At 55.3% G+C, this 15,913-nt stretch carries 15 protein-coding genes and 1 tRNA gene; 7 read left to right on the forward strand and 9 right to left on the reverse strand.

Going from position 1 to position 15,913, the window contains the following annotated elements:
• Position 1: 1 nt before the first annotated feature.
• From NIZ92_RS10555 to NIZ92_RS10585, 7 genes are all read right to left on the reverse strand, one after another.
• Positions 2–1,240, reverse strand: coding sequence for an efflux RND transporter periplasmic adaptor subunit (locus tag NIZ92_RS10555; RefSeq protein WP_035271764.1), 1,239 nt, complete (start codon positions 1,238–1,240; stop codon positions 2–4).
• 307 nt (positions 1,241–1,547) lie between these two features.
• A complete protein-coding gene (locus NIZ92_RS10560) occupies positions 1,548–2,342 on the reverse strand; it encodes an ABC transporter ATP-binding protein (protein WP_009457077.1) in 795 nt (264 codons plus the stop codon).
• Positions 2,342–3,238, reverse strand: a complete 897-nt coding sequence (locus tag NIZ92_RS10565) for an ABC transporter permease (protein ID WP_009457079.1) — start codon at positions 3,236–3,238, stop codon at positions 2,342–2,344. Before NIZ92_RS10565 ends, NIZ92_RS10560 begins: the two co-directional genes overlap by 1 nt.
• Before the next feature lie 79 nt (positions 3,239–3,317).
• Positions 3,318–4,229, reverse strand: coding sequence for an ABC transporter substrate-binding protein (locus NIZ92_RS10570; protein ID WP_223254123.1), 912 nt, complete (start codon positions 4,227–4,229; stop codon positions 3,318–3,320).
• A gap of 155 nt (positions 4,230–4,384) precedes the next feature.
• Positions 4,385–5,146 carry a spermidine synthase gene (locus NIZ92_RS10575; RefSeq protein WP_035271766.1) on the reverse strand — a complete coding sequence of 254 codons (762 nt, stop codon included), beginning with the start codon at positions 5,144–5,146 and terminating at the stop codon, positions 4,385–4,387.
• A 186-nt stretch (positions 5,147–5,332) separates the two neighbouring features.
• The gene (bktB, locus tag NIZ92_RS10580; protein WP_254001894.1) at positions 5,333–6,505 is read right to left on the reverse strand and encodes a beta-ketothiolase BktB; all 1,173 of its coding nucleotides are present in this window, start codon (positions 6,503–6,505) and stop codon (positions 5,333–5,335) included.
• 258 nt (positions 6,506–6,763) lie between these two features.
• Entirely contained in the window at positions 6,764–7,945 is a 1,182-nt protein-coding gene (locus tag NIZ92_RS10585) for an acetyl-CoA C-acyltransferase family protein (protein WP_060185136.1), read from the reverse strand.
• A gap of 193 nt (positions 7,946–8,138) precedes the next feature.
• Between NIZ92_RS10585 and NIZ92_RS10590 the strand changes: the two genes are divergently transcribed.
• Positions 8,139–8,600 (forward strand): universal stress protein, encoded by a 462-nt coding sequence (locus NIZ92_RS10590; protein ID WP_009457090.1) that lies wholly within the window; start codon positions 8,139–8,141, stop codon positions 8,598–8,600.
• A 61-nt stretch (positions 8,601–8,661) separates the two neighbouring features.
• The gene (locus NIZ92_RS10595; protein ID WP_254001895.1) at positions 8,662–9,447 is read left to right on the forward strand and encodes an isocitrate lyase/phosphoenolpyruvate mutase family protein; all 786 of its coding nucleotides are present in this window, start codon (positions 8,662–8,664) and stop codon (positions 9,445–9,447) included.
• Positions 9,448–9,516: 69 nt separating this feature from the next.
• On the opposite strand, the gene NIZ92_RS10600 is transcribed toward NIZ92_RS10595, so the two are convergent.
• The gene (locus tag NIZ92_RS10600) at positions 9,517–9,657 is read right to left on the reverse strand and encodes a hypothetical protein (protein WP_021446543.1); all 141 of its coding nucleotides are present in this window, start codon (positions 9,655–9,657) and stop codon (positions 9,517–9,519) included.
• Positions 9,658–9,943: 286 nt separating this feature from the next.
• Here NIZ92_RS10600 and NIZ92_RS10605 point away from each other — a divergent pair, with 286 nt between their 5' ends.
• Positions 9,944–10,837: a LysR family transcriptional regulator gene (locus tag NIZ92_RS10605; RefSeq protein WP_254001896.1), complete on the forward strand. Its 894-nt coding sequence runs from the start codon at positions 9,944–9,946 to the stop codon at positions 10,835–10,837.
• 190 nt (positions 10,838–11,027) lie between these two features.
• Here NIZ92_RS10605 and NIZ92_RS10610 read toward each other — a convergent pair whose 3' ends face one another.
• A complete protein-coding gene (locus NIZ92_RS10610) occupies positions 11,028–13,295 on the reverse strand; it encodes an arginine/lysine/ornithine decarboxylase (protein WP_021446542.1) in 2,268 nt (755 codons plus the stop codon).
• A gap of 165 nt (positions 13,296–13,460) precedes the next feature.
• Here NIZ92_RS10610 and NIZ92_RS10615 point away from each other — a divergent pair.
• The 4 genes from NIZ92_RS10615 to gmk all read left to right on the forward strand — a co-directional run bounded on the left by NIZ92_RS10615 (position 13,461) and on the right by gmk (position 15,908).
• Positions 13,461–13,534, forward strand: a tRNA-Cys gene (locus NIZ92_RS10615).
• A gap of 564 nt (positions 13,535–14,098) precedes the next feature.
• Positions 14,099–14,881 (forward strand): exodeoxyribonuclease III, encoded by a 783-nt coding sequence (xth, locus tag NIZ92_RS10620; protein WP_203145797.1) that lies wholly within the window; start codon positions 14,099–14,101, stop codon positions 14,879–14,881.
• A 15-nt stretch (positions 14,882–14,896) separates the two neighbouring features.
• Complete coding sequence (locus tag NIZ92_RS10625; RefSeq protein WP_009457104.1) at positions 14,897–15,226, forward strand: hypothetical protein; 330 nt, start codon at positions 14,897–14,899, stop codon at positions 15,224–15,226.
• A 37-nt stretch (positions 15,227–15,263) separates the two neighbouring features.
• The gene (gene gmk, locus NIZ92_RS10630; protein WP_021446541.1) at positions 15,264–15,908 is read left to right on the forward strand and encodes a guanylate kinase; all 645 of its coding nucleotides are present in this window, start codon (positions 15,264–15,266) and stop codon (positions 15,906–15,908) included.
• Positions 15,909–15,913 lie beyond the last annotated feature (5 nt).

Here is a 15,913-nt window from a genome sequence, read left to right on the forward strand (position 1 = left end):
CTTACTCGCTAGACTTGGCTTCGTTTGGCTCAGCAGCGGCGGCCGGTTCCTGTGCGGGGGCCGCGTCAGGAGCAGGTGCTGCATCGGGTTTGTTGCCCTTCCAAGGAATCGCCTGGACGGGGGCACCGGGGCGGATTTTCTGGAAGCCTTCGACAATGATCTGGTCGCCGGCTTGCAAGCCTTTGTTCACCACGTACTGACCATCGTTCTCAGCCCCCAGTACAACCGGTACAGACTGAGCCTTGTCTTCGCGAACTATGTAAAGATTAGAGGCACCATCCGCGGTGTACTGAACAGCTTGCGCGGGCACCAGCAAGGCATCCGGAATCACACCTTGTTCCAGACGAACGCGTACGTACATACCGGGCAAGAGAATTTCATCAGGGTTCGGGAACACGGCACGCAAGGTTACTTGCGAAGTGGAAGGATCCACGCTGACACCGCTAAACAGCAAAACGCCATCTTGATCATAAAGGGAGCCATCTTCCAGCACGGCCTTGGCTTTGGCCTGGCCTTCACCAGCCGACTTCAACGTACCAGCAGCCATGGCACGACGCAGTTGCGTCAGCTCAGCGGTGGAACGCGTCACATCAATATAGACACGGTCCAGTTGCTGCACGGTGGCCATATGGGTGGCGTTGGCGGCAGAAACCAGAGCACCTTCGGTAACCAGGGACTTGCCGATACGGCCCGACACGGGCGACACAATCTTGGTGTAGCCCAGATCAATATTGGCGCTGTCCAGGGTCGCCTGTGCAGCGGCAATGGCGGCATCGGCCTGCATGGCGCGGGCCTTGGCGTTGTCGTAATCCTGGCGGGAAACCGCATTTTCCTTGATCAGACGCTCGTAACGCTGCGCCAATTGCTTGGCACTTTGTGCGTCAGCCTGGGCGTTTTTCAGCTGGGCTGCAGCCTGATTACGAACTGCACGGTACGGAGCCGGGTCAATGGTAAACAAGAGCTGGTCTTGTTTGACATCAGCGCCCTGCTCAAAGTTGATCTCTTCCACAATCCCGGAAACACGGGCGCGGATTTGTGCATCTTTAATTGCTTCGACTCGTCCAGGCAGCTCGGAGAACAACTCGGTAGAAGTCGGTTGGACGGTAATCACACTGACCGGGACCTTCATCCCGCCGGCCGGAGCTTGAGGCTCTTTGTTGCCGCAAGCGGCGAGCAGAACCAAGGAAGAGAAGGCAGCAATACGAAAAGTCTGCCGACCCAACAAGCTTTGAAATGACATGAAGAACTCCTGAGCTAAGCGTTGCATGGGAGTTTAACGCTTAAACTGACTGGATTGTATGGTTTGGACAAGCAGCAAGTATATGTCGAAAAAGCGCAAATCAAACAGGAAAATTTGCGATGAGACTCATTTCGATCCTGCCATTATTTGGCGACTACGATTAGCCAGCTACCCCCTTGCACCCGCTCCGCTGTCTGCCTATGCCAAAAGAACACGTATTATCATATACCTAGGGTTTTTTGAATATAAAAAAACCGCGTTTAACCCCTAGAGTTCACGCGGTTTTCCAAATCCGGGATAGTGCTTTCTAACCTAGCAATAAACTATCGTCGGCTAAAGTCTCGCCCCGAACCCGCTCGAACATCTCCAGCAGATCTCGCACATCCAGGCCTTGACGCTGTTCACCACTGACATCCAGCACCACCTTGCCCTGGTGCAACATGACCGTGCGATCACCCACATCCAGAGCCTGACGCATACTGTGCGTGACCATCATGGTGGTCAGGCCACCTTCACGCACAATACGATTGGTCAGTTGCAAAACAAAGTCAGCCGTACGCGGGTCCAGCGCAGCCGTATGCTCGTCCAGCAGCAAGATCTTGGAAGGACGCAAGGCCGCCATCAACAGGCTGACGGCCTGACGTTGGCCACCGGACAACAAACCGATGCGGTCTGTCAGACGGTTTTCCAGACCCAGACCCAAGGTTTCCAGACGCTCTGCAAATTCAGCGCGCATGGAGTGACGCACGGCACGGCTCAGCCCACGGCGGCTGCCACGGCAGGTGGCCAGCGCCATATTTTCTTCAATGGTCAGATCTTCACAGGTCCCGGCCATCGGATCCTGAAACACACGTGCGACCCAATTGGCTCGCTCCCAGACCGGGCGGCGAGTCACGTCTACCTTGTCGATCATGATTTGGCCATCATCAACAGACTGGTCGCCCGAGATCGCATTCAGAAAAGTAGACTTGCCCGCACCGTTGGAACCGATCACGGTCACGAACTGCCCTTCCGGAATGGTCAGGGACAAACCGCGCAAGGCACGGGTTTCAATGGGCGTACCTGGATTAAATGTCAGGGACAGATCTTTTGCTTCTAACATTACTGGGCCCCCTTCTGTTTACGAGCACGCTTTTTCTTGAGCAATGGAATCACCAGTGCCACGGTAACCAGCAAAGCGGTGACCAGGTTCAAGTCCTGCGCTTTCAGGCCGATCACATCGGCATTCAGAGCCAAAGCAATAAAGAAGCGGTACAGAATCGCACCCAGCACCACGGCCAAGGTGGCGTAGAACAGTTTGCGTGCGGGCAAGATGCTTTCACCCACAATCACGGCAGCCAGACCAATCACGATGGTCCCGATGCCCATGGAGATATCCGCCCCACCCTGCGATTGTGCAAACAAGGCACCGGCCAAGGCGACCAGGGCATTGGAAATGGCCATGCCCAGCAAAAGCATATTGCCAGTTGCCACGCCTTGAGCACGGGCCATACGGGCATTGGCGCCGGTAGCGCGCATGGCCAGGCCAGTTTGCGTACCGAAAAACCAATCCAGCGCCAGTTTGGCAATGATTACCAACCCAATCAGCATCAAGGGACGAGCAATATAGTCAGCGATGGATTCGGGCTGCAGAATCGTGAAGACCGTCGGCTCCATGATCAGGGGCACATTGGGACGGCCCATGATGCGCAGGTTGATGGAATACAAGGCGATCATCATCAGGATACTGGCCAGCAGATCCATGATTTTCAGGCGTACGTTCAACCAGCCGGTAATGGTGCCGGCAATGGCGCCTGCAAAGGTGGCCACTACAGTCGCCAGGAAAGGATCATTGCCCTGGCTGATCAGGATGGCGGCAACCGCCCCACCCAAAGGAAAACTACCATCGACCGTCAGGTCAGGAAATCGCAGGATGCGAAAAGAAATCAGAACACCCAGAGCAACCAGTCCGAAAATCAGACCAATCTCCAGGGCCCCCCACATTGAATAAATAGACATATTGTTGGACGTCTAGGATACAAAAGAAACAGGCGGGCAGCTTGTGGCAACCCACCTGCAAGAAGCAGTCAAATCAGGCTTATTCGACGATTTTTGTTGCGGACTTCACGAAGTCCTCGTTAAGCGAAACGCCTTGGCGCTTGGCAGCGCCCGGATTGACATACAGTTCCAGATTGCTGCTGGTTTCAGAAGCCATATCACCGGGTTTTTCACCCTTCAGAATACGGATGACCTGTTGACCGGTCTGCAGACCCAGGTTGTAGTAGTTCACGCCCAGAGCTGCGATAGCACCACGGGCCACACTGTCGGTGTCCGAAGCGATCAAAGGCACTTTGGCGTCCACGCCTACTTTTACCAGGGACTCGTAGGCCGACACCACGTTATTGTCGGTATTGGTGTAGATCACATCGACCTTGCCCACCAGGCTACGAGCAGCCGCCCCCACGTCCACGGTACGAGGCGCGGTGGCTTCCACCAGCGTCATGCCGTGCTTGGGCAGCAATTCTTTCATTTCTTTAACGACCACGGCGGAGTTGGCTTCGCCAGGGTTGTAAACCATACCCACGCGCTTGGCATCAGGCACGACTTTCTTGATCAGATCCACCTGGGCTTCCAGTGCCAGCGCATCGGACACGCCTGTCACGTTGGTGCCCGACGGTGCCATGCTGGGCACCAGGTGTGCCACCACAGGATCGGTCACGGCCGAGTACACCACAGGGATAGTCTTGGTTGCCGACACCACGGCCTGCGCCGAAGGAGTGGAAATGGCCACAATCACGTCAGCCTTGTCACCGACGAATTTACGAGCGATCTGAGCGGCAATCGCCGGATTGCCCTGGGCGGTCTGAAACTGCCATTTGAAGCCGGAGGCTTCGTTATAACCAGCATCGGTCAGCGCTTTGTGTACTCCATCCTTAATGGCGTCCAGAGCCGGATGTTCCACAATCGACGATACCGATACAGATTGCGCATGAACTGCAGCGCCCGACATCAATCCTACACAAGCCAAAGCGGCCGCCACCTGATGCACCGATCTGATCAGTTTCATCCAATACTCCTTAGATGCAAAAAAACGAAAATTTTAGGTGTTTAGTCTAACGCGAACGACAGGACTTTGACCCTTCAGGTAATCCCTGCCCCGCTCCCCTACTGGTCCTGCATCTGGCGACGGAACGAGAGCAGTTCCCTGGCCCAACGTGTAGCCGGCAAACCATAATCGGCCTGCACTTGTTCGGCCCGACTCAGCAGCTCTCCGGCTGTCATCTCCAGCGTGCTGCCTTTGAAGGCCAGAACCACCTGATTGCCCTCGTCCATTTCAGGCAAGAGCAATACTTTGCCATTAAAGGCTTCACGAATGTTGTCAATATTATGTTTGAAGCTGGGATGGGCACCAAAAAGATTCACCGTCATGATGCCTTCATCATCCAGAACCGCGCGGCAATCCTGATAGAACTCCAGACTGTCACGTACTGGGCCTTCGGCATGCGCGTCGTACAAGTCCACCATCAAGGCGCGATACTGACTGTGCTGATCGCTATCCTGTACCCAGACACCGGCGTCAGCCTGATCAATCAGAGACCGTGGGCTGCGCGGCAGCCGGAAGAAAGCATTGCACATGCCAATCACCGACGGATTCCACTCCACCGTCTGTACCTGACTGCTGGTCTGCTTCAGGCAGAAACGCAGCAGGGAGCCCGCCCCCAGCCCCAGAATAGCCAGTTTGTGCTCGGGTTTGGGGTCTTCCATAAATAGCAGCCAGGCCATCATTTGTTGTGTGTAGGCCAAGACCAATTCAGCGGGCTTGCGAATACGCATTGCACCTTGAATCCACTCCGTTCCAAAGTGCAGATAACGGATCCCTTCGCTTTCCGACAACGTAGGACTATCGTCCCCCTGCTCACCAGCCATGAAACTCTTCCTTGCAAAGCAGTCAGGCGGCCCGGCTCACACGGGAGCAACGTGGCCCCCCACATAATCCTGAACCTGGATATGGCCTGACGACAGAGAAAACAGCGCCGGAAGGCGGCATTGCGCCACTTCCGGCGTTTTTTAGCAAGGCGCCATCATAACAGCGATCACTTGATGGGGAACGGCTCACTGACGTTCGATAATCATGGCTACTCCCTCGCTACCGCCATGACACATGGTGACCAGAGCATACCGCCCCTGGATGCGCTGCAACTCATGCAAGGCCTTGACTACCAGTGCCGCTCCTGTCGCCCCCAAAGGATGCCCCATGCTAATGCTGCCGCCATTTGGATTGACTCGCTCCGGATCAAAATCCAATTCTTTGGCAACGGCGCACACCTGTGCTGCAAACGCCTCATTGGACTCGATCACATCAATATCGGCTACCGTCAGTCCCGCCCGCTTGAGCGCCAAGCGAGTCGATGGCACCGGCCCCATTCCCGCAAATTGAGGGTCCACGCCCGCATGCGCCCATGAGCGCAGCTTGCCCAGGGGCTTCAAGCCTTGACGGCGTGCCTGCCCCTCTTCCATCATCAGCACCACCGCCGCCGCATCCGCCAGACCCAAGATATTACCGGCCGTCACCGTCCCCCCGTCGCTCTGGAAAATAGGCTTCAAGGCGGCAAGCTGCTCCAGACTGCCATCATGCCGAACATGCTCATCCTGCTCGAAGATGCTCCCATCGTGGGCCGCCAGCGGGACGATCTGCTCCTTAAAGTACCCATTTTCAATGGCACGAGCCGCTCTACGGTGCGACTCCAGGGCCAACTGATCTTGCTCACAGCGGGACACACCGTATTTTCTGGCGACATTCTCCCCCGTCACCCCCACATGCTCCCGAGTCAAAGGACTGATGAAAATCTCCGACAAGACATCTACCAAGGCCACACTGCCCATGCGACTCCCCCAGCGCTGGCTTGGCGCCAGATAAGGCATTCGACTGGTACTTTCAACACCGCCGGCCAAGGCCACCCGAGCCTCACCCAATACAATTGCTTGCGCTACCGAAATAATGGCCTGCAAACCGGATGCACATAAGCGGTTCACATTCATGGCAACCGCCTCATGAGCCACTCCTGCTTTCATGGAGGCTGCACGCGCCACATAGACATCCTGGGGCTCGGTCAGCACCACCTGCCCCATCACTACCTGCTCCACCTCCGAGGCAGATACTCCACTTCTGCCCAACACTTCCTGCATGACCGCCGCCCCCATCTCAATGGGGGGCACATTCCGTAACGAACCACCAAAATTACCAAAAGCGGTTCGACAAGCCTGAACCAGAACGACTTCTTGCATATGAATCTCCTTTTATTCCGTTTTATTCCGATGAGAAAAAACAAGGGCTTCATGCTCAGTCACCCAAGCCATGCATTACTTTTAAAACAATTCAATGCAATTGGCTGGATACGAGGGTCCACTACAAAAACAAATAATCAAGTCGGCGTTTTTATAAGATTTACTTGTATATGCCGAAAAAAAGCCGGAAAGTGACTCGTAGCACTTCCGGCTTTCCTGCGCTTTAAACGAAGCTTAAAGAGAAATAATCAGCAAGGTTCAAGGACGCTCGAAAATCGCCGCAATCCCCTGCCCACCACCAATACACATGGTGACCAGCGCGTAACGACCTTGGACACGCTGCAGTTCATGCAAGGCCTTGACTGTAATAGCGGCGCCGGTCGCGCCAATAGGGTGGCCCAGGCTGATACCACTACCATTGGGGTTCACCCGTGCCGGATCCAGACCCAGTTCACGCACGACTGCGCACGCTTGGGCGGCAAAAGCTTCGTTGGACTCGATCACATCCAGATCCGACACGCTCAAACCGGCGCGCTCCAGTGCCAGACGGCTGGCTGGCACAGGCCCAATACCCATAATGCTGGGATCCACCCCGGCATGCCCCCAGGACACCAGCTTGGCCAAAGGCTTCAGCCCACGCTGGCGAGCTTCTTCCGCGCACATCAGCAAGACAGCGGCTGCACCGTCATTCAGGCCCGAGGCATTACCTGCCGTAACACTGCCGCCTTCAGGCATGAACACAGGCTTCAGGCCGGTAAAGTTTTCCATCGTGGCGTCCAGACGTACGTGCTCGTCCTGATCAAACACGATCTCGCCCTTACGGCTTTTCTGGATAATGGGCACGATCTGCTCTTTAAAATAGCCCTGCTCGATCGCGCGACGGGCACGCTGGTGCGATTCCAATGCCAGCTCGTCCTGATCGGCTCGGGTCACGCCGTATTGGCGGGCCACATTTTCGGCCGTAATGCCCATATGAACGCGATCAAAAGGATCCGTCAGTGCGCCAGTCATCATATCCATCATGACCGAGTCCCCCATGCGAGCGCCCCAGCGATGAGCACTGGACATATAGGGCGCACGGCTCATGCTTTCTGCTCCGCCTGCCAAAGCCACCTTGGCATCACCGACCAGAATGCCCTGCGCGGCCGACACAATGGCTTGCAGACCAGAACCGCACAAACGGTTGACGTTCATGGCCGGTGTTCCGTGGCCCACGCCCGCCTGCACCGAAGCCACACGCGACAAGTACATATCGCGCGGCTCGGTTTGAATAACCTGCCCCATCACTACATGCTGAACGTCTGCCGCCGATACGCCACTTCTGTCCAGTACCGCGCGCAATACCGTGGCTCCCATTTCGATTGGCGACACATTCTTCAGTCCACCACCAAAATCACCAATCGCGGTACGGCATGCCTGGACTACAACCACTTCTTTCATATGAATCTCCCTCAATCCCATTGGGATATGATGACCAGCATAAAAAAGCCAAGCTGACAAAAACGTCCACTCGAATATACACGGCTGCCATGGAAAACCATAAAGCAGACACAAAGACCGTAATTCGCAGTATGGTTTGATACCTTACCCACAAGACACGTTCTTGATAACCCTTTTTATAGGATTCCCCCTCATGTACGAGCGTATCCTGGTATGTACCGACGGCTCAGAACTGTCCGCCCACGCTGTCACCCATGCCCTGAATCTGGCCAAGACCAGCGGCGCCAAATTGCTGGCCCTGCGCGTCATTCCGCGCTATCGCCAAAGCTACCTGGAGGGCGGCCCCATTATCGACCAGAAGCTCGATAGCCGTATCGAGGCCTCCTGGGTAGAGCACGCCCAATCCGAGCTGGCCGCCGTCAAGCAGGCCGGTAAAGACATTGGTGTCTCGGTCAAGGGCCTGGTGGTGAAGTCCGAACTGGTGGCCGATGCCATTATTTCTACCGCTGAAAAGCAGAAAGCTGACCTGATCGTCATGTCCTCGCATGGCCGCAAGGGCTACAAGCGCCTGCTCTTGGGCAGCGAAACCCAGCACGTTCTGACCTACTCGGAAATCCCCGTTCTGGTGATCCGCAAGAAAGCCAAGAAAAAATAAAACGCGGCCAGGCATCAAAACGCAAACTCCGGTTTGCGTTTTTTATTCTCAGGAGTCCCGCATGAACGTCCGCACACAGGAAAAACGACGCCGTTTTCGAGCCTTGCATGAAAGTGGCTTACTGATTTTGCCCAACCCCTGGGACATAGGCGGAGCCAAGCGTCTGGAACGACTGGGCGCAAAGGCGATTGCCAGCAGCAGCGCTGCGTTTGCCTGGTCAAAGGGATTGGAAGACTTTGAGGTGGGCCGGGATGCCCTGTTGGCGCATTTGCGAGAACTGGCGGCCAGCACGAATCTGCCACTGAACGCCGACTTTGAAAATGGCTTTGCCGATGAGCCGGAACAGGTCGCCGAAAACGTCCGCCTGGCCATTGAAACCGGCATTGCAGGCTTATCCATTGAAGATCGCCATGGCGACGAACTGTATGACCTTGAGTTGGCTGTGGCCCGCATACGGGCTGCCAAGCAAGCGATTCTCAACAGTGGCGAGGACGTTCTGTTAATAGGACGCAGCGAAGGCCTGCTGATTGACGCGCTGGATCTGGGACAAACCATAACCCGGCTAAAAGCCTTTGCCCAGGCAGGCGCCGATGTGGTCTACGCCCCCGGATTACGCGATCTGGACGATATTGCCCAGGTTGTCCAGGCACTGGCACCTACGCCCGTCAATGTGCTGCTAATTCATCCGGGACTGAACGTGCCCGATTTGGCCGCCATCGGTGTACGCCGTGTCAGCACAGGGTCACAACTGGCTCTGGCCACCTGGAACCGCTTTGAAGAGGCCAGCCTGCAACTGCTGGAGCAAGGGCATCTGCCGGCCACCCAAGCCCATCGCCGCTGGTCCTGATACAAGACAGGCAGGCATAAAAAAAGCGCAAGCTGCAAGGCTTGCGCTTTTTAACCCTTCAGTCAGAACTTAGCTGTCCTGAGCCTGGTCGCTGGACGCGTCCACTTTGGCTTCCTGATCGGTTTCTACGACTGCTTTCTTGGGAGCCACCCAATTCAGGGGCTCAACCTCAAAGGCCTGTTTACGACGTACTGGTTTCGATTTGCTCACGAATAACTCCTGCTCAATATCGACAGGGGGCGCTGCCCTTAGCACCCCGATTTCTTTATTATATCAATGATTAGACCACAAATCAATTTTGGTCATAATATGGGCGCATTATGGATGCAAATTAGGCGACGTTAGAACAAAATAAAGGCAATTCAAAACAAGACTTTTTCATAGACAATTCAAGCCAAAATAACTGCCCTGAATATCTTACGGCTCGCCTAGACCCCAGGCACCCTTGAAAACTCATTTTTCACCCATTTGAGTACAACAATAAAGAGACAATGGCATGCACGATTCCCGCCCCACCGATCATCTAGATCGCTCCTTGCGCTGTTTTTTACGCATTGCACAATTAGGCTCGGTCAGCAAAGCGGCTGATGATTTGGGACAAAGCCAATCCAGCCTGAGCAAACAATTAAGCTCGCTGGAACAAAGCCTGGGCCAAACCCTGTTTACCCGTACCGGGCGCGGAGTCAGCCTGAATGATGCGGGCGAGCTGCTGCGCCAAGCAATCGAACCGGCCTATAGCCGTATTGACAGCGCCATCCATGCCGTGCGTCAGGAGCACGGCGTCAATTCAGGTACTGTGCGGCTGGCCACCGTCCATACTCTGAGCTACTACTTCATGTCCGATGTCGCTGCCGCATTCATGAGTGCCCACCCTGGCGTGAATCTGTCCTTATTGGGACGCAGCTCGCCCGAGGTAGTGGCTTTGGTGGAAAGCGGCAAAGCCGATGTGGGTTTTGTATATGACTCGGCGGTGGACTGTGGCGGCTTGATCTCGCACACCCTGTTTGACGACCAAATGTGCCGCATCTCTGCCAAGCTGGAGCCTCTTCCGAGTGCAGATTTAAGCCACCAGGCCTTACGCCTGATCGGTTTTCCGCCCCGTTACGCCCTGCGCCGCATGATTCACAGCAGCGGCCTGCACCCCGAATTTGTGGCGGAGGTCGAAACCATAGATGCCATGTTGCGACTGGTAGCGTCAGGATTGGGGGACTGTATCTTGCCGAGCCGCATTCCTGACAATCTGCTGCACGAGCACAATCTGCATAAATACCCGATTGAGCAACCTGCCCTGCAACGCCGGGTTGTGGCGATCTTGCGGGCAGACCGTGATCCCCAAGCACTGACTTCACAGCTGCTGGAATGTGCTTTGCGCACAGCGCAAAGTCTGTAACAAGCCTCTGCAACACGAACCTGTCGCAAGGATTCGTGGCAGATAGTCAGCCCATAAAAAACGGGCCTGATGACAGACACTTCAAGTCTGGAATTCCTCCAGAACCCTGAACATCCCTCATCAGGCCCGCTTGCTTCACTGCTCTACCCAAAGGCCGATGCCCTGCCCCGGCCCTGGATAGCAAACTGCTTTACTGTGCCACGCAGTCCACGTAGTAACGCTTCTGACCGGAGGCATCCACCTCTTCCACAAAACCGTGGATATCCGTACCAAAGCCCGGACACTGGCGATGCAGTTCACGCGAGAACTTCAGGAAATCCACAATCGTCTTGTTAAAGGCTTCACCAGGAATCAGGAGCGGGATACCGGGGGGATAAGGTGTGATCAAATTGGTAGTCACGCGACCTTCCAGCTGATCAATCTCGACCCGTTCCGTACGACGCTGCGCAATGCAGGCAAAAGCATCAGCCGGACGCATGACAGGCACCACATCCGACAGGTACATATCGGTCATCAAACGGGCAATGTCGTGCTTGGCGTACAACTGGTGCACATGCTGGCACAAATCGCGCAAGCCCATTTCCTCGTAACAAGGATACTGGCGCGCAAACTGCGGCAGAACACGCCAGACAGGCAAGTTGCGGTCGTAATCGTCCTTGAACTGCTGCAGCGCTGTGACCAGGGAGTTCCAGCGGCCTTTGGTAATGCCGATGGTGAACATGATGAAGAAGCTGTACAGGCCAATCTTCTCCACAATCACGCCACGTTGCGCCAGAAACTTGGTCACGATAGAAGCCGGAATGCCGGTTTCACCAAATGTGCCTGTCAGATCCAGGCCGGGGGTAACAATCGTGGCCTTGATCGGATCCAGCATATTGAAGCCATCAGCCAGCGGGCCGAAACCGTGCCACTCGCTATGCTCCGCATCGTCCGTAATGATCCAGTCCTCAGGCTTGCCCACACCGTCTTCTGCCAGTGTTGGCGGGCCCCAGACCTTGAACCACCAATCGTCTTCGTCAAACTGCGATTCGACCTTGCGCATGGCACGGCGGAAATCCAGAGCTTCAATAATGCTTTCCTCAACCAGCACACGACCACCGGGTGGCTCCATCATGGCAGCGGCCACGTCGCAAGACGCAATAATCGCGTACTGCGGGCTGGTGCTGGTGTGCATCAGATAGGCTTCATTGAACAAATGACGATCCAGGCTACGAGTGACCGAGTCCTGTGCCAGCACGTGGCTGGCCTGGCTCAAACCGGCTAGCAGCTTGTGCGTGGACTGGGTGGAGAACACCATGGTTTCTTGCGGACGCGGACGGTTCTTGCCCATGGCGTGAAACTGACCATAGAAGGGATGGAAAGCCGCGTGCGGAATCCAGGCTTCATCAAAATGCAGCACTTCCACGTAACCATCCACGGCATTCTTGATCACCTGGGTGTCGTAAATAATGCCGTCGTAGGTGGACTGGGTCAGCGTCAGCACACGGGGTTTGACCGTATCGGCATCCAGATGCGAGAGCAAGGGGTGCTTGCGGATCTTCTCGCGAATGGTCTCGATATCAAATTCGCTGCGCGCAATCGGGCCAATAATCCCGAAGTGGTTACGCGTAGGACGCAGAAACACGGGGATAGCCCCCGTCATCACAATGCTGTGCAGGATGGATTTGTGGCAGTTACGGTCCACGACCACCACATCGCCCGGAGCCACGGCATGGTGCCAGACAATCTTGTTGCTGGTGCTGGTGCCGTTGGTCACGAAAAAGCAGTGATCAGCGTTGAAAATACGCGCGGCATTGCGTTCGCTGGCACCAATGGCCCCGTTGTGATCCAGCAGTTGGCCCAGTTCTTCAACGGCATTGCAGACGTCGGCACGCAGCATGTTCTCGCCAAAAAACTGGTGAAAAATCTGCCCGACCGGGCTTTTCAGAAAGGCTACGCCGCCGGAATGACCGGGGCAATGCCATGAATACGAGCCATCCTCGGCGTAATCGAGCAAGGCTTTCAGAAATGGAGGCTTGACGCCTTCCACATAACTGCGCGCTTCACGCACGATATGACGCGCCACGAACTCGGGCGTATCCTCGAACATGTGAATGACGCCTTGCAGCTCGCGCAAGATATCGTTTGGCATATGACGAGCCGTTTTAGTCTCGCCATACACATAAATAGGCACATCGGTATTGCGACGACGCACAGCCCGAATAAAGGCACGCAGATTCACCAGCGCCGGGGCGCTGTCTCCATCTTGCGTGAACTCCTCATCATCGATGGACAAAATAAACGCGCTGGCACGACTTTGCTGCTGGGCAAATTGACTCAGATCGCCATAACTGGTGGTTCCCAACACCTCGAAGCCTTCGGCCTCGATCGCATCTGCTAATACACGAATGCTCAGACCAGACGCATTTTCAGAACGAAAATCCTCATCGATGATCACAATGGGGAATTGATATTGCATGCCATGTCCTTAATACAAGGGAGTGCCGCAGGGGCGGCAAAAAAAGGGAGGGACGTCAGTCGCTTTTGCGCAGCAGATCGTACCGTGTTTCACGTCCCGTCATGTGACACTTGCTTTTCCCTACGTCCTTGGGCATAATTCTACATGTCCCAGGACAAAACAAAAGGCGTGGTGACAGATTGGCTATGTGACGGACTGCAAATCCGTTCAGGTTGGTTCGATTCCAGCACACGCCTCCATCTTGCTTGCATTCAAGACAGACAAAACTGGCCTTCTTTCCGGTTTTGATCACACAGAAAAAGTCGCCATTATGGCGATTTTTTTATTCCCTTTTCCTGCATATCAAATCCTTGTACTACGCGCTGCGGCCAAGCCCTTCCATCGGTTTTGGCCCACCGTTCCAACTTGGCCTGCAATTTAACACAAGCAGGCGCGTGATCTGCGCAAAAAACCCTCTTTTTCGTGCCCTAAAAACATCAATCTGCCCCAAGCGTGCTTTGGGTCTTGCCGCCTGACTTTATGGCTGTTACATGCAGATAGTTTGAGGACAAATTTATTGTCTGAAAATGTCTGTTTTTCACTACGACCTAGAACAAAGCCCAGGCTCATCGGCCATTTTCATCCTGTCGGTGGCGCTGGCTTTAAAACCAGTCCCTGGCTAGCGCTGATATGATGGCGGCATTCGCGCACGCTAAGCGCCATCCTGCCCGTTTCCAACACGCTGATGGCCGCCTCTGCACTACCTTTATCGACAAAGCCCTGTACAAGCGGCTTTCTCTGATTTACCGAGATTGTCTGACACCATGAAACTCACCACCTGGAACGTGAACTCCCTGAACGTCCGTCTTCCCCAAGTTCTGGACTGGCTCAAGGCCAACCCCGTAGACGTGCTGTGTCTGCAAGAGCTCAAACTGCCCGACGAGCGTTTTCCCTTGGAGGCTTTTCAGGAAATGGGTTATCACGCTCACTGGGCGGGTCAGAAAACCTACAACGGCGTGGCCCTGATTTCGCGTGAGCCTGGCACGGATGTGCAACGCAATCTACCCAACTACGAAGACCCCCAGCAGCGTTTGCTGGCCGCCACGTACCCCTCGCCTGACGGCCCGGTGCGTGTGATCTGTGCCTACTGCCCCAACGGGCAATCGCTGGAAAGCGAAAAGTACACCTACAAGCTGGAATGGTTTGCCGCCTTGCACGACTGGCTGGAAAAAGAATTGCAGCAGTATCCCCGTCTAGCCATTCTGGGCGACTATAATATTGCCCCAGCCGACCAGGACGTTTACGACCCGGTCAAATGGGGAGTCGATGTTCTGGTATCCCCGCCCGAGCGCGCCGCGTTCGAGCGTTTGCTGGCACTGGGCCTGCACGATGCCTACCGTCTGTTTGAGCAAAGCGGCAGCCCCTTTACCTGGTGGGACTATCGTCGTTTTGCCTTCCGCCGCGATGCCGGGCTGCGTATTGACCACGCCCTGCTGTCCGACGCGCTCAAGGCCCGTTGCACGGCCTGCGATATTGACCGCGAGCCGCGCGCCAATGAGCAGCCCTCGGATCACGCTCCCGTTACCGCTACCTTGTCTTTTAGCTGACACACTCTTTTCATTATGCAAATTCAAAGCCAAATCATCGAGCAGACTGACTCGGCCTATGTGCTTGAGATCACCTTGGAAGAGGAGCACAAGGTCTGGGCCTATCTGGCCATCAGCGAGCCAGATCTGGATGCGGTCGCCCATATTGTCCCGCCCGAGCAATTCGAAGCCGGCGGCGATGTGCACGTGATGGCCATTGCCCAGCCCGAAGATGCCCCGCAGGAAGTGGAAGACGTTTTGTTCTCCATGAACCCCAATGACACGGTGGTCTTTCTGTGCGCGGACCAAGCCAGCATCCTGGCCGTTTTGAATGAGTTTGGGCAAACCGACCCAAGCAGCAATTAATTCTTTTATAAAAATCTACTTCTAGAGTCTGCTCTCCATGTCCACGAGCTATCCTGGCACCGTCTTTATGGTTGTCGCCCCCAGCGGGGCGGGTAAATCCAGTCTGGTCAACGCCCTTCTGGCCAACGATTCCAACATCATGCTGTCCATCTCGGCCACTACACGTGCCCCCCGTCCCGGCGAGAGCGACGGCCAGCACTACTTCTTTGTGGACAAAGCGCGTTTTGAAAACATGGTCGCAGAAAACGCCATGCTGGAATGGGCCAAGGTGCATGACAACTACTACGGCACGCCCCGCGAACCCATTCAGAAAGCCCTGAATGCAGGCCGCGATGTGTTGCTGGAAATTGACTGGCAAGGCGCCCGCCTGGCGCGTGAACATTTCCCCGAAGCCGTCGGCATTTTCATTCTGCCGCCCTCCTTGCCCACCTTGCAGGCCCGTTTGCGCAAACGTGGACAAGATAGCGAAGAGATCATCGCCCGCCGCCTCGAGGCTGCCGAGCACGAAATCGCCCATGTTCATGACTGTCAATATGCTATTATCAATGAGGATTTTGATACGGCATTACAGCAGCTATTGAGTATTGTGCAGGCCAGTCGTTTGCGCACTGCCACTCAGTCAGTACGGCATCGCCAACTCTTTCAACAATTAGGCGCAGATGCCCTGCTGAATCAGGGCTGATCTCC

The sequence above is a fragment of the Alcaligenes sp. 1735tsa3 genome (assembly GCF_024134565.1).
Classification (GTDB): Bacteria; Pseudomonadota; Gammaproteobacteria; order Burkholderiales; family Burkholderiaceae_B; genus Alcaligenes; species Alcaligenes phenolicus.

Coding starts and splice junctions, on each gene's coding strand:
- NIZ92_RS10555 (WP_035271764.1), bottom strand. CDS start 1,240: ATGTCATTTCAAAGCTTGTTGGGTCGGCAGACTTTTCGTATTGCTGCC.
- NIZ92_RS10560 (WP_009457077.1), bottom strand. CDS start 2,342: ATGTTAGAAGCAAAAGATCTGTCCCTGACATTTAATCCAGGTACGCCC.
- NIZ92_RS10565 (WP_009457079.1), bottom strand. CDS start 3,238: ATGTCTATTTATTCAATGTGGGGGGCCCTGGAGATTGGTCTGATTTTC.
- NIZ92_RS10570 (WP_223254123.1), bottom strand. CDS start 4,229: ATGTCGGGCGCTGCAGTTCATGCGCAATCTGTATCGGTATCGTCGATT.
- NIZ92_RS10575 (WP_035271766.1), bottom strand. CDS start 5,146: ATGGCTGGTGAGCAGGGGGACGATAGTCCTACGTTGTCGGAAAGCGAA.
- bktB (WP_254001894.1), bottom strand. CDS start 6,505: ATGCAAGAAGTCGTTCTGGTTCAGGCTTGTCGAACCGCTTTTGGTAAT.
- NIZ92_RS10585 (WP_060185136.1), bottom strand. CDS start 7,945: ATGAAAGAAGTGGTTGTAGTCCAGGCATGCCGTACCGCGATTGGTGAT.
- NIZ92_RS10590 (WP_009457090.1), top strand. CDS start 8,139: ATGTACGAGCGTATCCTGGTATGTACCGACGGCTCAGAACTGTCCGCC.
- NIZ92_RS10595 (WP_254001895.1), top strand. CDS start 8,662: ATGAACGTCCGCACACAGGAAAAACGACGCCGTTTTCGAGCCTTGCAT.
- NIZ92_RS10605 (WP_254001896.1), top strand. CDS start 9,944: ATGCACGATTCCCGCCCCACCGATCATCTAGATCGCTCCTTGCGCTGT.
- NIZ92_RS10610 (WP_021446542.1), bottom strand. CDS start 13,295: ATGCAATATCAATTCCCCATTGTGATCATCGATGAGGATTTTCGTTCT.
- xth (WP_203145797.1), top strand. CDS start 14,099: ATGAAACTCACCACCTGGAACGTGAACTCCCTGAACGTCCGTCTTCCC.
- NIZ92_RS10625 (WP_009457104.1), top strand. CDS start 14,897: ATGCAAATTCAAAGCCAAATCATCGAGCAGACTGACTCGGCCTATGTG.
- gmk (WP_021446541.1), top strand. CDS start 15,264: ATGTCCACGAGCTATCCTGGCACCGTCTTTATGGTTGTCGCCCCCAGC.